This window comes from Paenibacillus gallinarum (genome assembly GCF_014836635.1).
GTDB lineage: Bacteria > Bacillota > Bacilli > Paenibacillales > Paenibacillaceae > Paenibacillus > Paenibacillus gallinarum.
In genome coordinates this window covers 49518-68160 of record NZ_JACSQL010000006.1, presented here as the reverse complement: position 1 = coordinate 68160, position 18643 = coordinate 49518, and the positions used below count along the sequence as shown (strand labels likewise).

The 18643-nt window shown below is 39.0% G+C and carries 18 protein-coding genes; 3 read left to right on the top strand and 15 right to left on the bottom strand.

Features of this window, described 5'->3' with window-relative positions; translation table 11 throughout:
- Positions 1-100: 100 nt before the first annotated feature.
- The 6 genes from H9647_RS14030 to nhaC all read right to left on the bottom strand — a co-directional run bounded on the left by H9647_RS14030 (position 101) and on the right by nhaC (position 5562).
- A complete protein-coding gene (locus H9647_RS14030) occupies positions 101-607 on the bottom strand; it encodes a DUF6886 family protein (RefSeq protein ID WP_191800965.1) in 507 nt (168 codons plus the stop codon).
- Between the two features lie 55 nt (positions 608-662).
- The gene (locus tag H9647_RS14025) at positions 663-1523 is read right to left on the bottom strand and encodes a GNAT family N-acetyltransferase (protein WP_191800963.1); all 861 of its coding nucleotides are present in this window, start codon (positions 1521-1523) and stop codon (positions 663-665) included.
- 224 nt (positions 1524-1747) lie between these two features.
- Complete coding sequence (locus H9647_RS14020; protein ID WP_191800961.1) at positions 1748-2293, bottom strand: NUDIX hydrolase; 546 nt, start codon at positions 2291-2293, stop codon at positions 1748-1750.
- A 63-nt stretch (positions 2294-2356) separates the two neighbouring features.
- Positions 2357-3364: a phosphotransferase gene (locus tag H9647_RS14015; protein WP_225229293.1), complete on the bottom strand. Its 1008-nt coding sequence runs from the start codon at positions 3362-3364 to the stop codon at positions 2357-2359.
- On the bottom strand, positions 3361-3942 hold the full coding sequence (locus H9647_RS14010) for a GNAT family N-acetyltransferase (protein WP_191800959.1): 582 nt from the start codon (positions 3940-3942) through the stop codon (positions 3361-3363). The genes H9647_RS14015 and H9647_RS14010 overlap by 4 nt, the downstream gene beginning before the upstream one ends.
- 252 nt (positions 3943-4194) lie before the next feature.
- Positions 4195-5562: a Na+/H+ antiporter NhaC gene (nhaC, locus tag H9647_RS14005; RefSeq protein WP_191800957.1), complete on the bottom strand. Its 1368-nt coding sequence runs from the start codon at positions 5560-5562 to the stop codon at positions 4195-4197.
- A 299-nt stretch (positions 5563-5861) separates the two neighbouring features.
- On the opposite strand from nhaC, the gene H9647_RS14000 reads away from it, so the two are divergent.
- Complete coding sequence (locus H9647_RS14000) at positions 5862-6407, top strand: NADPH-dependent FMN reductase (RefSeq protein ID WP_191800955.1); 546 nt, start codon at positions 5862-5864, stop codon at positions 6405-6407.
- Positions 6408-6804: 397 nt separating this feature from the next.
- Here the strand turns inward: H9647_RS14000 and H9647_RS13995 are convergent, their stop codons facing one another.
- From H9647_RS13995 to H9647_RS13970, 6 genes are all read right to left on the bottom strand, one after another.
- Positions 6805-7002, bottom strand: a complete 198-nt coding sequence (locus H9647_RS13995; protein WP_191800953.1) for a hypothetical protein — start codon at positions 7000-7002, stop codon at positions 6805-6807.
- A gap of 626 nt (positions 7003-7628) precedes the next feature.
- Complete coding sequence (locus H9647_RS13990) at positions 7629-10013, bottom strand: polyprenyl synthetase family protein (RefSeq protein WP_191800952.1); 2385 nt, start codon at positions 10011-10013, stop codon at positions 7629-7631.
- Positions 10014-10264: 251 nt separating this feature from the next.
- Entirely contained in the window at positions 10265-10696 is a 432-nt protein-coding gene (locus H9647_RS13985; RefSeq protein WP_191800950.1) for an NUDIX domain-containing protein, read from the bottom strand.
- Between the two features lies 1 nt (position 10697).
- The gene (locus tag H9647_RS13980; RefSeq protein WP_191800948.1) at positions 10698-11714 is read right to left on the bottom strand and encodes a phosphotransferase enzyme family protein; all 1017 of its coding nucleotides are present in this window, start codon (positions 11712-11714) and stop codon (positions 10698-10700) included.
- A 23-nt stretch (positions 11715-11737) separates the two neighbouring features.
- A complete protein-coding gene (locus H9647_RS13975; protein ID WP_191800946.1) occupies positions 11738-12676 on the bottom strand; it encodes an NAD-dependent epimerase/dehydratase family protein in 939 nt (312 codons plus the stop codon).
- Positions 12677-12949: 273 nt separating this feature from the next.
- The gene (locus H9647_RS13970) at positions 12950-13852 is read right to left on the bottom strand and encodes an SDR family oxidoreductase (RefSeq protein ID WP_191800944.1); all 903 of its coding nucleotides are present in this window, start codon (positions 13850-13852) and stop codon (positions 12950-12952) included.
- 329 nt (positions 13853-14181) lie between these two features.
- Here H9647_RS13970 and H9647_RS13965 point away from each other — a divergent pair, with 329 nt between their 5' ends.
- Entirely contained in the window at positions 14182-15168 is a 987-nt protein-coding gene (locus H9647_RS13965; protein ID WP_191800942.1) for a diaminopimelate dehydrogenase, read from the top strand.
- 81 nt (positions 15169-15249) lie between these two features.
- Here the strand turns inward: H9647_RS13965 and H9647_RS13960 are convergent, their stop codons facing one another.
- The gene (locus tag H9647_RS13960) at positions 15250-16326 is read right to left on the bottom strand and encodes a branched-chain amino acid aminotransferase (RefSeq protein WP_318245320.1); all 1077 of its coding nucleotides are present in this window, start codon (positions 16324-16326) and stop codon (positions 15250-15252) included.
- A gap of 122 nt (positions 16327-16448) precedes the next feature.
- On the opposite strand from H9647_RS13960, the gene H9647_RS13955 reads away from it, so the two are divergent.
- Positions 16449-17342, top strand: a complete 894-nt coding sequence (locus tag H9647_RS13955; RefSeq protein ID WP_191800938.1) for a LysR family transcriptional regulator — start codon at positions 16449-16451, stop codon at positions 17340-17342.
- Positions 17343-17347: 5 nt separating this feature from the next.
- Here H9647_RS13955 and H9647_RS13950 read toward each other — a convergent pair whose 3' ends face one another.
- Positions 17348-17899: a histidine phosphatase family protein gene (locus H9647_RS13950; RefSeq protein ID WP_191800936.1), complete on the bottom strand. Its 552-nt coding sequence runs from the start codon at positions 17897-17899 to the stop codon at positions 17348-17350.
- A 69-nt stretch (positions 17900-17968) separates the two neighbouring features.
- Positions 17969-18433: a hypothetical protein gene (locus tag H9647_RS13945; RefSeq protein WP_191800934.1), complete on the bottom strand. Its 465-nt coding sequence runs from the start codon at positions 18431-18433 to the stop codon at positions 17969-17971.
- Positions 18434-18643 lie beyond the last annotated feature (210 nt).

Genomic DNA, 18643 nt, shown 5'->3' with positions numbered 1-18643 from the left:
ATTTTAATTTCTTTCTTCTTCATTTACATATAAATTAGTAAATCAGTTCACAGTACTAATGTTCCCAAGAATCAAATAAATTGCTTTTCAAGGTTTTTCATTATTCCTGTTTTGCATTTCTCATCCGGATCATGGAGAAGTTGATTGTAGACTCTATTACATATTCTTTCATAGGCATCAATGAGGGAGTGATCCTAAGTTCTATCCCTTCATCCAAAATAGCTGTGACCAAGTCATCAATTCTTTCAACTTCGATTGGAGTCACTGGGCGTCTTGCTACATAATACCCTGCATTTTCTTCTTCCAACTCAAAATCTGCTGAATCAAAAACGTAGCGATAAATAGATCCTTTTCTGACTCGATCATACCAATCTGTTTCAATTGCAATCATTCGGTTCACATGAGACATTCCAAAAAAACGAGTAATATCTAGTTCTTTTGTATCTTCTTTAGGCCAAACGCAGACTCTTGGACATTCCCTTGGAAAATAGTAATGTGGCGCATGATACTTATCAATCGTCCAGACTTTTGCATCTGTTTGATCGTAAATTGTTCGGGGGTTAAAGATTTTAATATCCGAATTTTCACTAAAATGAAATAACTTCATTACACACCTCTCTATTAAAAAGATTAGTAGTTTCGCATACTGTTTTAAGATCGATTCAATTTCTTTTGGTCATCCTTGCAAATCGTGGGCCTGCTTGGAATCCTGTTTTCTTATATAGTAATTCCGCATTATTTCCCACAGTAACACATAATTTTAATACATCTGTATACGCACTAGCTGATTGTTTTATGTAATTGAGCATGAACTCTGCAATTCCTTTATGCCTATACTGAGGGACAACACATAACTCTCCGATTTCTGCAAAACCTAAGGGCATTTTTTCACTGATACCTGCGATACAAAGTCCAACAATTTCATTGTTTTGTTCATCCACGACATATACGGAAAGATTCGTATGTTTGTATACTTGCATAAGATACGATATATCCTCCATGATCTTCACGTCACTCGGAACACCAAAGATCTCGTAGTCAATTCCACCGCTGTATCCTTCTTTCATTACATTCTTAATTCTTGTTATATCAAAAGAATCATCTAATAAGTTCAAGGATAATCCACTGGGAGGTACCGGCTCCTTAAGCGTATCTGTCGGACAACACATGACCTGCTTTATTACATTTACTTCAAAACCATATGAGTGCAGTATATTTACATCCTCTTGCAGAACTCCGTTGATATGCCTTAGATCATTGCAACATGTTAATAATATGCTCCACAGTTGTTGCCGATCAGAAAAAGGTGGGATCATAAACGGATACATTACAGTATCATTCATCTTTATCACCCCTCCAATTCTATCCTCGCCGCACAGGATCCAAAAACATTGGTCTGTAAATTTTGTATCATTTAGGCGAGTATTCCAGTCATACCACATCTCAATATCGGAGTTAGAATAGATTACTTGATGAACTGCAAATATATTTTTATCTGCTTGTTCTATTCTATATTGTTTCATCTTGTGTTGTACCTCCATCCTCTCTTTAGCATTTTAAGAAAGCGTTCTCCATATCATCACCAGATCGCTTCCATTCTTCATAAAAAGATAAGTATTCTTCCTCCAACTTTAAATCAGGCTTTACTAACCTAATCATACGTTTCCACGTCCTTTGAATTACTTTCAAGCTTTTGCAAATGATACACAGCTTGTTCCGCGCCAAATCTTTTGCTACTCTCAAGTCTTTAATTCGTTTTCACATGCTTAATTACACTTATATTGTTGTTATCTCGTTGTGAGAGTAAGTCTAGCAGCCCATCTGGAATCAACTTTACATCGCATTCCGATTCAAAAAACTGCAATGGTTTCCATTGAGCTTTATAATGAATATCCCCTTCGATTCCGTCAATTTCATCAAGATCATAAAAGGTCTTTTCTTTCAAATTCACTTCATAAATAAAATCTATTTCATGTCCTATATCATCCAACACACCAAAAATGTTTTCTATAACAGAGATTAATTGTGGTTCTTCAATTTCTTGATTCAGTTCTTCCCTAATTTCTCTTATTAATGTTTGTTTACTATTTTCGCCAAACTCGATAGTTCCACCAATTGGCCGGTAGAAAGTTGTGCTGATCCCAGGATAATTAATAACTTCAACTAAAACATCCTCTTCTTTTCTAATGATCCCTAGGGAAACAGATCTAATCTTCATAAGCTTATCTCCTCCGTATAATTCACCATCTAATGTATGGATAGGCATGGACACTCGAACACCGTTATCAGCCAAATACTGAACAAAGTGGGCTTCTGCCTTATTACGATCTTCAATGTAATCGCATTCAACTTTATTTTAAACCTGCAAGTTCTTAAAGAAGTCTAGTTTCTCGGTAATAAAATCATCGTCAAAATCAATACTCCCATGAATATGAGAATCTCCTAGACATAATCCCATTAACCATAGCTGCCTTATTCCCACAAAGATCGGCACGGCTTGCAAATCCTTTTCGCTGAGTTTTCTTACCGATTCATAACCCTCAATAAATGCATTCCACAGTTGCTCTAATTTGTCCGGATCATGACGAAGTCGTACTTCCCTGGCTAGTCGAAATTCCGCAATGTCGTATGCTCTCCAACCAAATCCACATAGATCGAAATCATAATGAGTGTATGACATATCTTCTTTGAAGCTAATATTTGTATTTCCATGAAGATCACCATGACAGATTCCCCAGTCCAACTCTTCTAATGGGAATTCGAGTAGTCTTTCTTCTAATTGTTTTGCAAACGTTCTAAGCCATTCAAAATCCACACTTCGATGAGTCATATAGGGTTCGATCGAGACGAGTGATTGGTGGATAAGATACTCCAAGTCTAATGGCTGTCTTGTAAATTCAGACTGAAAACCATCTGTTTTCATATGAATATCAGCCACAGCTTTACCAAAAAGATGACTTATTTCTTCATCATCTATAGACCTCTCTGTCCCTTCTGCAAATGAAAAGAGCACGCCGAATCTGTTGCCTTCTGGAGCGTTCAGCGTTTGAATGAAATTCCCGCTCTGATCAGCTATGGGTAGAGATACTGGGATCTCTTTCCCATCTAAATAGGTTAACAATTCAATCTCAAAAGCAACTTCAGAATACTCAGATCTTCGATCCGCCCTGTAAACTCTAAACACATAATTATCTTTTGATGTTTTAATAAGATAGGTATCATTCATCCCGCGAAGCAAATAACGAAACTCCGTAATATCATTCAGACCATAAGTCATTCCTATAAATTCTCGTAGTGCCTTATGAGATAGAGTTGAATAAGAAACTGGAAAATACATCTGCGATTTCTCACTCATCTTATTCATTCTCCATCTTCCTTTTGTTTTTCAATAAATTCATCTTTCGTTAACCCGAACAATATAAAATCTAAGTACCTACCATTTACATACACTACTTGACGACGAACCCCTTCTTGAATACAACCGAGTTTTCTCATCATCTGCGCCGAACCGACATTTCCTTCAAGAACACAATCATTAAATTTATTAAGTCTACGTTCTAGGAATGCATATTTTAAAAGAATTTTCATGGCACTTGTTCCATAACCCTTACCTCGGTACTCTTTATCAATGACAATCCCTATACTAAATGTTCCATTTCTCTCGTTGATGCTGTTTAGATTAATACCGCCAATACTATCGCCATCCAGGTTTTCAATAGTGAACATAATTCGTCCATTTGTGGAAGTAAAGTTTGCATTATCTTCTACGAATTTTTTCGCCCCTAAAATGGTAGGTGGTAACTCAACAGCACATTCTAGTAAAATACGAGCAGGCGTGTCGAAATCACTGATATAACAACTCTCCCAGTCTTCTTCCTGTATTGCACGGAGCCTCACCTTTTCATCCTGCCAAAAGTAATCAGTGTAATCTATTTCTCTCATGATAACCTCCAAGATTTTATGTATTTGAACAGATGCCTCTAACTAATCTACTTATTTCAACGCTTCGCAAAAGTATTTCATCGGATTAACGAACATACCGAATTATACTATATCCTTTATTTTTATGTAATATTTTACAAAATACTATTTAATTTAAACTCATTCTTTCCCACCAGTTATACGAAAAAAAGCCGCGATCTACGCGACTCCTCTTAGGCAGTATTTAGTTTGTAACATTTACTTTTACTTTTGCTATTCTAACGATTGTTTCTGCAACTTGGGAATCAGAACATAAGCAAACGTAATCATCGGACTTAACCATAAAAATGTTGCATATGGAATATATTCGATAACAGGAACCCCTAAGGTAGCTGCGAAAAAGGCCCCGCTTACCCCCCAAGGAATCAGTGGGTTAACAAGTGTCCCACAATCCTCAAGTGTTCGTGACAAGGTTCTGGCAGGAATCCCCCTGCGTGTATATTCATCCTTGAACATCTGACCTGGTAAGAGAATAGATAAATACTGCTCTCCTGTCATTCCGTTTACGGCGATGGATGAGGCACCCGTCATAAGAACGATATTGCTCTTACGCTTCAGCGGCTGAATCAACTTACGGAAAAAAGCTTCGATCACACCACAATACTGTAATAACCCTCCGAGCGATAAAGCGATTAAGATCAGGGATACGGATCCCATCATCGACTGAAGTCCACCCCTATTGACGATAGAAGCTACCGTCTCATTCGTAATCGAGCTGGTGTAACCACTCTGCATCACACTGAACCAAAAACTAACAGACGCCTGCTGTTGAATAAGTGCAGTGATGAGTAATCCGCTGACGATCCCAACAACAAGTGTTGGAAGAATCGGCACCCGCTTGACTGAGCATGTGATAACGGCAATCGGAGACAACAACGTTAGCCAATGAATATGGAATCCATCTTGTAATGCGAGTTTGATTTCTTGGATAGATGATAAATCAATCGTGCTCGGCATTGGCAGAAATAAGAAAAAGATAGTTGTAAGGATTAGTGCAGGCAGTGTAGTAAACATCATATTACGAATGTGAGTAAAAATAGAAATCCCCGCCACCGCTGGAGCAAAATTCGTCGTATCCGAGAGCGGTGACATTTTATCTCCAAAACACGCGCCGCAAATAACGGCTCCTGCAGCAATGGTTGGTGCAATACCAGTTGTTAAAGCAATTCCCATCAGAGCGACACCTACCGTGCTCACCGTAGTAAAAGAACTTCCGGTAAACATCGAGACAATGATTGTGATATATAATGCGCTCACTGCAAAATAATGAGGTTTAATATAATCCATACCATAGTATAAAATAGTTGGCACGGTGCCGCTCATCATCCACACGGCAATCAGAATACCAATGAGTGAGAGAATGAGAATGGGCATAATCGCCGTTTGGATCCCTTGGATTATTGCGGACTCTATTTTTTTCCAAGAAACACCGAATATACTCAGCAACATAGCTGTACCTACTGTAGTAAATAGAAGTGGGATATGCGGCTCCGCTTTTAATAGAAATATGGATACAAATAATAGTGCTAGAATAAAAATAATCAGCGTCATACTTTTTGAAAAACTAAGCTGTCTGTCCATGGTGAAAGCTCCTTATACATGTTTGGATATGATTTCATATCTTCTCGTTTTCATTATTTTTAACACATAAGTCAAACTTGCTTTTTCACTTTTAAGCTTTTTTGCTTTTAGGCTTTTGTGTATTGAAGTACAGTCGTACTATAAACGAAAATAACGTATCACGTCAACGTAATAAACATACATATAAGGTTTATATAGTAAATACAATTAATCTTCATGTAATAATCAACATTTCATTAAGCACCCTCCCCGTAAAATTGTCCAGGTCGAGTATGATTAACCATTAGGAGGAAATCACAATGTCAAAGCTAAACATCGGAATTATTTTAGGAAGCACTCGTCAAGGTCGTTTAAGTCCACAAGTTGGAGAATGGGTGAAAATTATCGCTGATCAGCGCGGGGATGCTAATTATGAAATTATCGATATAGCTGATTACAAACTCCCACTACTCGGAGAAGAGGATGCTACGGAACAAGCAACTGCTTGGAATACGAAACTTGCAAGTTTAGATGGATTTGTCTTTATCGTTCAAGAATACAACCACAGTATCTCCGCTTCATTAAAGAATGCGCTCGATTATGCACGCGAAGCTTGGAACAATAAAGCTGCTGGTATCGTAAGTTATGGTTCGGTTGGTGGCGCTCGTGCTGCTGAGCATTTACGTGGAATTTTGGGAGAGTTATCTGTGGCAGATGTTCGTGTACATCCAGCCCTTTCCCTCTTCACTGATTTTGAGAATGGAACGGTATTTAAACCGGCAGACCTGCATCTTGTCAATGTGAACGGTATGCTTGATCAGGTAATCGCATGGAGCGGAGCACTGAAACCTCTGCGTCAAAATTAATTTAAAAGGTTAGATTCACATCTAAGGAACGCCATCCATACAATTTATATAATAAAATGCAGCCTTCGTTCGTATTAACCGGACAAAGGCTGCATTTTATTCCAAACAAAAAACCGCGTTATCCGCGGCTCCTTATGTATTTGTTAAACCCAATATTTCGTTGTTATTAAGTTCATAAGTTGTGATTTATTAATGATCATCTTTTGCAAGTCTGAAGAACAAAGCTGACGCCCACCAACAACTTAACAGTATAACAACAGCCATCATCGTAATGAATTCCATGTGATTGCTCCTTTCATCTGCCAATTCATTTATTGTAAAGTAAAAAGAGCACTAAATGGCGCTATAATCTTGACAACTATATGTCATTTTATGAAATTCATACAATGTCGGTTTGCTAATCCATTAACAGCACCCACAAAATAATAAAAGCAATGATGGCAACCAGATAAAATAATACAATCTTACCTATATTTTCTTTGGCTTTGCTTTCATATTCGTGGTTTTGCTGTGCATTCTCTTTCGATAAACCTACAAGTACGGTACCCACTCCTCCAATTAATGCTACGACAATCACAATGATATACATAGCCATACAATCCCACCTTCCTCCATCATTTTTACATTTGCTTCTTAGTTTTGATTATATAGATGTTATCATAATTGTAAATGTTTTCAATTTTATTAACCTGACCCAGCTTTCATTCACTTGAAACCCACACCACTTACTGGATGGGATCGTTGCTTACTTAAGCAAGGTATTATTCCACAACAAAAAACATCCACGCTTCTTGTTACTTTAACAACAGAAGCGTAAATGTTATCGTTTTACCAGAAGAGCAGCAAGATTCCTATTATAACGGAAGCAGCAGCCAAAATCCTGGCAAGGACGTCCCTTTTCATGACTTTACAAATAACCGCAACTAAGGCCATTGTGCCAACAGCACCTACAGTGATTCTCTCAGCAGTTTCATTACTAGGAAGTGCGGTAACATTTATATAACCGATTACTATACCAAGAATTACTGCAATAGAAAAAGCAAAAATTTCTGTAAGCTTCCTTCTTTCTTCTAAAGCTACTTCTATCTCATTACCATTGGCAGGTAATACTAAAACAGTTTAACAGCTTATCTTATATTTCCTTGTATACAGCTACAAAGACAAAAAGTGTTGGCATGAATGCCAACACTTTTTGTTCATATGATAAGTTTTATGAGCAGCCTAATGATCTCGATGAATGATATAGTCCAGTATATGCTTTAGAAAAGCGCTGTTCCGTGGCATTTCTTTTAGAGCATCTACAGCTAAACAATAGTGTTCCCACATCGCTTGTGCTGCACCGTCAGGTCCAAGTACGGTTACGAATGTTGAGTTATTATTCTGAACATCCTTCCCCGTAGGTTTGCCAAGCAATTTCAAATCTCCTTGCAGATCAAGAAGATCGTCCTTAATCTGAAAAGCAATACCCGCATGATAAGCAAATTTCTTCAATGTTGCGATTTCCTTTTCTTCCACGTTAGCAAGAATGGCCGGCATGATTAGAGAAGCCTCAAATGCAATTCCCGTTTTGTAAAAACAAATGGTATTCAGTTCATCTAGCGTAAGTTCTTTTCCTTTAGATTCTAGATCCATTGCTTGACCCATGCACATTTCTCCTGCTTTTTGAGAAGAATATTGCATCAAAGCCAGAACAGATTTTGGGTCAAATGCATCTAGTGAAGATTGCTCCTGCGTTGCCTTTTGAATCAGAAAAAGTCCTGTTAATTCTGCAGTTGCACTATTATACACTTCATGTAAAGTAGCGTGTCCTCTGCGAGTTGCCGCATTATCCTGTGTGGGCAGATCATCGAAGATCAGTGAAGCCGTATGCATATATTCGAGGGAACGCAGCAGCGGTGCAATGGCGGAAGAATGCAAGCCATATTCCTTCACTGCCATAACCCAAGCCATCACGGGACGGATTCGTTTACCGCCGCCTGCAAGACTATAGTTGGCAGCATCCGTAAGCGGTTCTTTCAGCGATGAAGCCTGAGCCGGTTTCGATATTTTCAGCAAGCGGTTAATCTCTGTTTGCGCTGTGTTTATCGTGTTTATGAATTCTTCCTTTTCAAGACGCTCTTTTTTCATAACGGTCAGCAGCTGATCTCGAAGCAGTTTATCAAAGAAATCCACATCTTCTGCTTTTCCAACCATCTGCTGAATTAGCCGGTTAAATTCCGGTATGCCCGAAGTGAAAGTCCCCATAATCTCATTGTACTTGTTCGCACCTACACGTTTTTTGCAGCGTTTTAATCCATTGATCGCACGATCGAGGATCACTTCACGAGTCTTCGCATCCGAATGGTATACGTTACGAATTAGATTGGAAATAACGGCCCAGTATAGCTCAAAAGGATTGATTAAATCAGGCCGCTGGTCTCGGTATGTTAAATAATAAGTATACGGCGTGACTGCTCCATCCCGAAGATCATCAAACATATCTGCAAAATCATCTGCCAGCTGATTGTAGATCCCATAAGCAAACGTTCGGTTTTCAAATCCTTCATCCATAGGTTCACTAATAACGGATCTAACGATAAGACGCGACGATGATGATTTGATAATGATGGGTAGATAGATCTCTTCGTTCGTATAACTACCATTGGATAGATCCTTGATGAGATCTCGATCTTGAGATTGAAAAAACACGTACGATTGTTCTAAAAATGTATTCTGCGTTTCTTCTCGCTGATAATCCCTAATGAATTCAAAAGCTTCTCGAAGCTCAGAATGAACATACTGAATCATTTCCAAGTTTGTACCGGTCCATTCTTCCATATCAGGAACAGATCCGGTAAGAAGTGAGATTCGTATCATCTCCGAATATTGCTCTTTTTCCTCGTTACTCAGTACATCCGAATCTAAAAGGTCGTCTATAAAAGGATAGGTGAGTCCATAAGAATAACCCAAACGAATTGCTGCATCTAATCTCTCAGCTCGTTCTTCAGGCGATACTTCATCATCCATCTCTTCCATCACATGAAGAACAACCCCGATAATGATCTTCATAAGTTTACGCTGTGCTTGTTCAGCATCCATTTCTTTGGGGATATGAGCAGAGACACGCTTCAGTTTGTTCATCACCCAAATGGTTGCATTCTCTACCCTTTCCTTCTGGGCCCACCTATAAAATGAAGCGAAGTTAATGAAATTAGGTTGGTCACTTTCACTCGCTGTTCCAGGAGTAAGCAGATACTTTTTAATATCTGTAATCAGACGCTGAATACGAATCCGCGTATGCGGATCATCGAGCGCTTTACCAAGATCCCTCATATAGATGTAGGAGACGCTGCGATCTAAATAATCATCTAATTTCCCCGTATAATGCAGCCATTTCATGTACTGATAATAGTCATTCGAATCCGGGGTTTTCTTTCTTCGCTTTAGGAATTGAATAATGGAATGCTCACGAACATGGTCCTTTTTCCATAACAAAATGTCTTCTGTTAAAAAAGATACATACGTTTTATCTATAAACTGCTTATAAAGTGTTTCATAATACGTTGCTGCTTTTCGTTCAGCTTCCTGATACCAAAGATCCGCACGAACTGTCATTTCTTTATTCATCTAATGGATTACCTCAACTTCTTTATTGTTCATCATGTCTACGTATGCTTTGTAAGAGATTTCTCCATAAACATCAACTGATCTACGTCATACCCCGTCCTGTCATCAAGACATGTTCATAGCTTTAATACGAAATAAGTACGTTTAGGTTACGGAAATGTGATAGATCTTCCTTTGGAAAAATTGCCATAAGAAAACCGCCTGTAATAAGGCGGCCATCTATATTTATTATACTGTTGTTAGAGGAAGAATTATTCAATCCACTGTCTCGGTCCGATGGTATGGAATAATTGTTTGCGTTCTGTTCGGATTGCATCCTGGATACGTCTGTAGGTAAAATCACTGATGGGTTTCGGCAAGTCCGTAATATCGTAATATCCGCATTCTACGATCTCAGGCGAAGATGGCTCAGGTTTTCGATCAGAAGGATGACCTGCGATAAACACAAAATGATGCATGTCAAAGTTAGGATCATAATAAACACCGGTTAACTGCTCCGTATGTACCGTGAGTCCAACTTCTTCTTGCACTTCTCTTATCGCTGTTTCCTCCGCTGACTCCTTCTCTTCGGACTTCCCACCCGGAAGATCCCAATTGTTCTTGCCATAGCTGTGTTTTACTAGCAAAATTTGACCTTCAGAATTTAAAATAACAGCCGCCGCACCCATGTACTTCGTAGTCATATCAATTCCCCCATATATTCACAATTGGCTCTCCTGTTTCTAAACGGATCTTGCTTTCTCTAATCCAATCTTTAAACCATTGGTTATCCGAATGGCTGAAGGTTTCATCGCCCTCAAAATTTCGAAACGCTCCAATATATACAATAAGTTCTCTGAGCCTTAGGAACAAAGGCATTTGTTTTAACCAGTGCTCTTCAAGCTGATTCTCTTCGCGGTACCCCTTTAGAAAAGGTTCCATAAATCTGCTCGCTTGATCTTCTCTGAGTTTCTTGCCTTCCTCCCCGCCATATACGTATACAAGATAATACAGCTGTATAGCGATGTCTTCTACAAACCAACTATACTGAGCTTCATCAAAATCAAACAAGGTTATCTCGTCTTGTTCACTGACTAAATAATTAGCATTATTAATATCCCCATGAATCAATCCGAAGAGATCTTCGCTGATTGGCAGCTTCTGAATCGAACGTACCAATTCTAAATAACGTTCTCTTACCCCAGTATGAGAATCTGGCAAGATATCGATATTTTTCAAGTAATAATTTTCAGACCAGTGATGTCTTCTGATCTTAGCATCTGCAGGTTTATACGATTTCGATAACGCATGCATTCTACCCGTTAATCTCCCTAATCTCTCGTACAGTTCATGATCCTTAAGACACTCGGGGTAATCTATTTTCTTTCCCTCGGCTCTGTCAAAGACTACTGCTGTAAAAAACATCTCTTCTAACTCTGTAGTTTCAGTTCGCTTTCCATGAATAGATGGTACTGGTGACGATACAGATATTCCATGATCAGCTAAGTAAAGAATCCACTCTAGCTCTGCTTGCACCTCACTAAGGGTACGATGCGCACTTGGGGTGAATCTCATTATGTACTCTTTGTTATCAACCTGGTATTCGTAAATGAAATTTTGAAAACCGCCAATATAATGTAGGTCTTCTGTCTTTATACCATAATGACTCACAATCTCTTCCCTGTTTACGTGATCAAAAACCGCTGCGATTGCATTTTCCATATTAGTCGTTGTCCTCCTTATCATTATTTTTGTTGCTTTATGTACCAATCACTTGTCTCTTTGATCGCCTGTTCATGTGAGGTCGTATCAAAAGCAAAATGATTATTAAATTTGCTGGAATCGACAATAAAATTCTGATCTTGCTGATACATTAACTCTTTAAAATCTCTCATGAACGGATTAAATAAGCCTGTTACATTGACAATAAACTTATTTGCAATTCGATATTTCGGCACCTTAGATAAACGAGATGATATTTGTTCAACTAACTGCCGAGTGGTCATTGGTGCTGCATGAGGAATGTGCCATACTTCACCAACCGCTTGATCCTCATCACCTAGAATGGTTAAACCTCTCGCAAAATCTTTAATAAAGATGTGGGAATGCAAGGTGTCAGGGTTGCCGATCAGTTCAACTGCCTTTCCTTCTAGCAAATGTAGAAAAACTCTCTGACCCAGCATAGCGTTTAAGGCATAGGGACCATAGAAATCAGATCCTCTTCCAATGGTTGCTCTAAGTTTCCCCTGCTTTACAGCATCCATTAAAGTGGTAGCCAGCTGAGCGCGCACCCTCGTTTTTTCCCCAACAGGCTGGTAAGCCATGTTCTCGTGAAAGGGCTCTTTCTGAGGACCGTATGCGTATAGATTATCAGCGTATACTAACTTCACATCATTCTCAGAAGATGCTTGTATTAAATTATTCATGATGATAGGCAATACCGTCGGCCACTCCCGATATGGAAGACCCGTGGCATTATAGATAACCGATGCATTTTTCAGGATATTTCGGGTATTTTCCAGATCTGTTATATCACTTTTAATGCATGGTACACTTTTAGGCACGAATGCTTTCCCGCTTCGATTTACAGCTTTTACTGACTTGCCTTGCTTTAATAATTCATTGATTAATGCTAGTCCCAAAGGACCTGTCCCTACGACAACGTGTTCGTTTTTCGATAACATTAATATCCTCCTTACCAACTTTTAAAATTTTCATTTAATTGAATTTATTTACATTATAATACATTCTGACATCACCTACAGGGAAATTGCAACGATAAAAATATATCCATATTAGTTGCCCTTCGATTGCGAATTTCTAATTCTCTTAAATCGCTTGTATAACATAAATGCTTCTCGCAAAATCTTCTTTCCACGTATTTTAGAACGAATAAAAGGAGCTAATTTCCACTTTGGAAACTAGCTCCTTTTTCTATATCACTTATATAAATCAAATCAAGGTGAAGGAACGCCGCCATTTGCATTGAGGGTCTCGCCTGTTACATAACTTGATTCTTGACTTGCCAAGAATACATAGGCTGGTGCCATTTCAGCAGGTTGGCCAGGACGACCCATCGGTACATCCGCACCGAACTCTGCTAATTTCTCTGTCGGCTGTCCTCCTACCACTTGAAGCGGTGTCCATACCGGACCTGGAGCTACCACATTCACGCGAATTCCTTTGCTAGCGACTTGCTGTGCAAGAGCTTTACTGAACGTATTAATGGCCGCTTTCGTTGTCGCATAATCTAGTAAGATCGGTGCTGGGGTATAGGCCTGAATAGAAGACGTATTGATAATCGAACTTCCCGGTTTCATGTGTTTAATCGCCGCTTTACACAACCAGAACGTGGAATATACATTCGTTTTAAAAGTCGCATCAAACTGTTCTGTTGTAAGATCTGCAATGTCTTCTACAAATTGCTGTTTACCTGCAACGTTCGCGAGTATATCAATACCGCCAAGTTCTTTGACTGCATCTTCTATTAACTGCTCGCAGTACTTCTCATCTTTCAAATCACCAGGGATCGCAATCGCTTTTCTTCCTGCTTCTTCGATCCGCTGAACAACCTCTTTGGCATCAGCCTCTTCTTCAGGCAAGTATGACAATACAACATCCGCACCCTCAAGAGCAAAAGCAATGGCTGCAGCACGTCCAATTCCGCTATCAGCTCCGGTTACCACTGCTTTGCGCCCAGCTAAACGTCCGGTTCCACGATAACTTGTCTCCCCTGCATCCGGCACAGGATACATTTCCTTCTGTAACCCTGGTTCAGGTTGCTTTTGTTTCCACTCACTTGTTGCTTTCGGATACTGAGTAGTTGGGTCCTGCACTTTGTATTGATCTTGTTCAGACATCGTTAATCCCTCCATTTTCTTGTATGTGTGTTACATTAAGTGTTTTGGATATCTATTAACTCTTCTTTTTCTAGTAACCGGGATTGACCAAATTCAAACGGGTACTATGTCGAATATCTTTAAAAAGGATATACTTATCAAGTTCAAAGTCTATGTATAATCCAACATAGGTTTGCATTAATCGTACATAAGTTTACACTAAATGTTATATTTCTCGTTATATTGCGTGAAGATCTAATTAGGATTCGAAGTTTTAGTTTACATTTGATATCTGATCTTTATACTTATAAATATGCTTTTGCTATTTTCAACTAGAGGAGGACTTTTTCTTGAGTAAAACTATTCAAATAGGTATCGTAGGATACGGAAATCTGGGCCGTGGTGTGGAACTTGCCATTAAGCAAAATCCAGACATGGAGCTTGTAGCCATCTTCACTCGTCGCCAGCCGGATCAATTAACATCTGCTAATGGCAGTGCGAAATTCGAACATATTTCTACAGTAGAACAGTATAAAGGTAAAATCGATGTGATGATCTTGTGCGGAGGTTCCGCTACGGATCTTCCTGAACAAACCCCTGCTATTGCAAGCATGTTCAACACAGTAGACAGCTATGATACTCATGCAAAAATTCCTGAGTTCTTTGACAAAGTTAACGAAGCAGCAGTGAAAGGAAATAACCTAAGTGTCATCTCTACGGGATGGGATCCAGGTTTATTCTCATTGAACCGTTTGCTTTCTGAATCTATCCTTCCTGAAGGTAAAGATTTTACTTTCTGGGGTAAAGGCGTAAGCCAAGGTCATTCCGATGCTATTCGCCGTGTTCCGGGTGTAAAAGCAGGTGTGCAATACACCGTTCCTGTTGAAGAAGTCATTGAGAGCATTCGTTCCGGTGAAACACCAGAACTTACTACAAGAGATAAACATCTTCGTGAATGTTTTATCGTCCCTGAAGAAGGCGCTGATCTTGAAGCGATTAAAGAAGCAATCGTAACTATGCCGAACTATTTCGCTGATTACAACACGAATGTTCATTTCATTACGGAAGAAGAGTTGAAAGCCGAGCATCAAGGCATGCCTCACGGTGGATTTGTTATTCGTAGCGGTGTGACAGGCAATGGCACAAAACAAATTATGGAATTCAGTCTGAAACTTGAGAGCAATCCAGAGTTTACTGCGAGCGTACTTGTCGCTTATGCAAGAGCTGCATATCGCCTCAGCAGTGAAGGACAAAACGGAGCTAAAACCGTTCTTGATATTCCACTTTCCTACTTGTCTCCTAAATCAGGAGCAGATCTTCGTCGTGAATTGTTATAATATACGAAATATAAAAGAACCTTCATCTGTAGATGAAGGTTCTTTTATTTAGATTACAGGTTATTTTGAAAAGCTTACGAATTATTTAACTTCAACCATCCATTCAAGTACATCCTCTTGCTCACCATTCTGGATACCCGTAAGTGTATCATATAATCTAGCTGATAATTCACCGGTATTTCCTTCGTTAATGACCATCTTCTTATCTTGCCATTGTAGTTCACCAATTGGAGAGATCACCGCTGCTGTTCCTGTACCGAATGATTCTTCTAAAGTACCGTTACAGTATGCTTCATACAACTCATCGATAGAAATCAAGCGCTCTTCTGTCGGAATATTCCAGTGTTTTAGTAACTGTAGAATAGAGTTCCGAGTAACCCCATCCAAAATACTTCCCGTTAAAGCAGGTGTCACTACTTTTCCATCAATCTTGAAGAATACGTTCATGCTTCCTACTTCCTCAATATACTTCCGCTCAATACCATCTAACCATAGTACCTGAGCAAAACCGTTGCCAGCAACTCCGGAATGAGCTTTTAATCCAGAAGCATAGTTACCTGCTGTTTTCGCCATACCTGTTCCGCCTTTTACAGCACGAACATATTCAGATTCAACATAGATTCTAACTGGCTTAATTCCTTCTGGGTAATAGGAACCGACAGGAGATAGAATGATAATAAATTGGTACGATGTTGAAGTGGATGCTCCAAGTGAAGCTTCCGTTGCAATGATAAATGGACGGATATATAAAGATGTTCCTTTTTCGGTAGGAATCCAATCCTGATCAATTTGAATTAATTGCTTCAATGCTTCCAGAGCAAATTCTTCATCAATCTGTGGAATATCAATACGATCATTCGACAAATTCAGGCGTTTAAAGTTTTTATGCGGACGGAATAATAGAATTCTCTCATCAGAAGTCCGATATGCCTTCATTCCTTCGAATACGGTTTGTCCATAGTGAAATACTTTAGCCGCAGGATCTAGTGAGATCGGTTGATACGGAATGATCCGCGGATTATGCCAGCCTTCTTCCGGATTATCATAGTCCATGATGAACATATGGTCTGTATAATACTTACCGAAACCAAGCTCATTTGCAGCTGGCTTCTGTTTTTTAGTCTTCGTAAGTTCGATTTCTATTGATAATGACACGATTACCACCATACTTTCTCCAAACTATTATTGTGTTGAATTGTAGCACCTCTTAAAGTATATTGTAAATATCTTTTTTATAGATTATGCATACCTTTTAGGTATGATTGTTGGGAGAGAGAATCATGGACATTCGGCAATTGCGGTACTTTCTGGCCATAGCAAACGAAGGGCAAATCACTCGCGCTGCCAAAGTGTTAAATATGGAACAGCCTCCTTTAAGTCGTCAACTTAGACAAATGGAGCAAGAGTTAGAGGTTACCTTATTCGATCGCAGCGGTCACAAACTCTACCTTACCCATGCAGGAGAGATTTTGCGGCAAAAAGCAGAACTCCTCATTCAACAGTTCCATGAAACGATTCAGGAAGTGAAAGAGGTGGATGAAGGCGTTCTAGGGATTCTTTCCATCGGCGCGGTTGTATCATGTATCTCCCTCCTGCCACCAAAAATCAAAATGTTTCGTGAGCAATATCCTGAAGTAACCTTTAAAATTAGTGAAGGCGATCATTTTCTGTTAGCTAAACAATTAGAGCAAAGAACGATTGAACTCATTGTAGCTAGATTGCCATTTGAAGCGACTTCCGAAATGAGTCCCTATTCTGTTTTACCTCTGCCTTCCGATCCATTTGTTGCCGTACTCCCAAGTGATTGGGGACTGGCTTCAACTCATGATTCAATAAGGATGCACGAACTAGCCGATATTCCCTTTCTAACACTAAAGACAGATGAAACGACTGCCATGCATAACCGGGTGATGAATGAATGTAAACGCCATGGCTTTGAGCCGGCTGTCATTTGCGAGTGTTCGAGTGTAGCCATCATTATTGCGCTTGTAGCATCAGGGATTGGAGGAACGATTCTCCCAAGATCGGTAATGGCCTCTTTTCCTTTACCCGCTATCAAAATGCTTCCCATCGCGGACATTAACTCTGAATCTGATGTAGGGATTGTCTGGTTAAAAGATCGATATCTTTCTAAAAGTGCTCGGCATTTTATCGCCATGTTTAATGAGGCTTAGCTAATTCAACTATTATTTATTGTTTCATTCAATACGAAATGATACGTTTTATACTTTCCATTCGCTGAAGCAAATTTCAATAAGTTTCCGTCCTCTGGAACACCCAAGAAGTATGCTCCAATACATCCTGTTGTACATCTGTGACCTGACAACAAGATATTCACTTGATTGTCACCGTACATCGATTCAAGTTCATTCATAAATTGAAATACTCTCTTGATATAACTGTTTACGTCTTCCACACCTTGATAAATCGCCGGATCAGGCGTTGACCCGCTCATTTTCACTTTTTCTCTATGTAGTAGATCAGCATCTCCTAGATCAAAAACATCTAGTCTTGCATCTATGGTTACTTTCATTCCACTCACGATTTCAGCGGTTTGGATTGCTCTGATCTGCGGGGAAGAAAAGACGTAGTCGAATTTCAGACCATTCATTTCTTCTTTTGATATTTCTGCCTGTTTGATTCCATATTCGTTAAGCGGTAATCCTTTTCTTCCTTGGAGCCTGCCTTCTTTATTCAGATCGGTTTGTCCATGTCTAATCACGTATATCATATAAGCATCCCCTATCCCGTAATATAAATTCTTTTTTGAATGTTCTACTCATTTATTCTTTCACTTACATCAGTTGCCCGTTGTTCTAGTCAAAAACTCACCTTCACTAGATACTTGATAACCCCAAACCTCACCATCTTCGCCTTCAAAATAATACTGATAATAGTAAGCCTTTTCTCTAAAAAAATTAATGTACAACTGATAATCTAGTTTACCTGATTTTAAATCATCAGAAGCCACTGCATCCCCACTTTGATTATACGTGAATGGCTTATAGGTTGTGGAATCATAAACATACGTCATTGTACTATCCATGATTCCAGAATACTGTTCTGTTCCAAATATTTCTCTAACATCATCATAAGATAAACCGATCTTGGCGTTTTTTTCTACGAATTCTTTTGTTATCTTTGTCTCATTTTCCGTTTGTTCTATAGTAGTGTTGTCCATTCCATCCTTTTTAACTTGGATAGATTTATCATTTGAACAAGCACCGAGTAGAAGTGATATAAGTAATATTATTATTAGCCTCATCGGTTCCCCTCCTTTTTTGGTCTTCATATAATGTATAAACACATTTATTCTATAAATGTTTATACATGTTATCCTGTAATTGGATTCGTACCATTTGTGAAAAGTCTGATCTAGTACAACTCGCCTTATCAATCATTTCTGCCAAATCGGTTTAATTATTAAACTTGTAACTGTAATCGTCAAAAAGCACTCCCCCACAGAAATGGAAGA

Excerpts from the sequence above, each read along its gene's own strand:
- H9647_RS13980 (WP_191800948.1), bottom strand. The coding sequence starts at position 11,714 with ATGGAAAATGCAATCGCAGCGGTTTTTGATCACGTAAACAGGGAAGAG.
- H9647_RS13970 (WP_191800944.1), bottom strand. The coding sequence starts at position 13,852 with ATGTCTGAACAAGATCAATACAAAGTGCAGGACCCAACTACTCAGTAT.
- H9647_RS14015 (WP_225229293.1), bottom strand. The coding sequence starts at position 3,364 with ATGAATAAGATGAGTGAGAAATCGCAGATGTATTTTCCAGTTTCTTAT.
- H9647_RS13950 (WP_191800936.1), bottom strand. The coding sequence starts at position 17,899 with ATGATATACGTGATTAGACATGGACAAACCGATCTGAATAAAGAAGGC.
- H9647_RS13975 (WP_191800946.1), bottom strand. The coding sequence starts at position 12,676 with ATGTTATCGAAAAACGAACACGTTGTCGTAGGGACAGGTCCTTTGGGA.
- H9647_RS14025 (WP_191800963.1), bottom strand. The coding sequence starts at position 1,523 with ATGAAACAATATAGAATAGAACAAGCAGATAAAAATATATTTGCAGTT.
- nhaC (WP_191800957.1), bottom strand. The coding sequence starts at position 5,562 with ATGGACAGACAGCTTAGTTTTTCAAAAAGTATGACGCTGATTATTTTT.
- H9647_RS13955 (WP_191800938.1), top strand. The coding sequence starts at position 16,449 with ATGGACATTCGGCAATTGCGGTACTTTCTGGCCATAGCAAACGAAGGG.
- H9647_RS13990 (WP_191800952.1), bottom strand. The coding sequence starts at position 10,013 with ATGAATAAAGAAATGACAGTTCGTGCGGATCTTTGGTATCAGGAAGCT.
- H9647_RS14000 (WP_191800955.1), top strand. The coding sequence starts at position 5,862 with ATGTCAAAGCTAAACATCGGAATTATTTTAGGAAGCACTCGTCAAGGT.
- H9647_RS13945 (WP_191800934.1), bottom strand. The coding sequence starts at position 18,433 with ATGAGGCTAATAATAATATTACTTATATCACTTCTACTCGGTGCTTGT.
- H9647_RS13995 (WP_191800953.1), bottom strand. The coding sequence starts at position 7,002 with ATGGCTATGTATATCATTGTGATTGTCGTAGCATTAATTGGAGGAGTG.
- H9647_RS14010 (WP_191800959.1), bottom strand. The coding sequence starts at position 3,942 with ATGAGAGAAATAGATTACACTGATTACTTTTGGCAGGATGAAAAGGTG.
- H9647_RS14030 (WP_191800965.1), bottom strand. The coding sequence starts at position 607 with ATGAAGTTATTTCATTTTAGTGAAAATTCGGATATTAAAATCTTTAAC.
- H9647_RS13985 (WP_191800950.1), bottom strand. The coding sequence starts at position 10,696 with ATGACTACGAAGTACATGGGTGCGGCGGCTGTTATTTTAAATTCTGAA.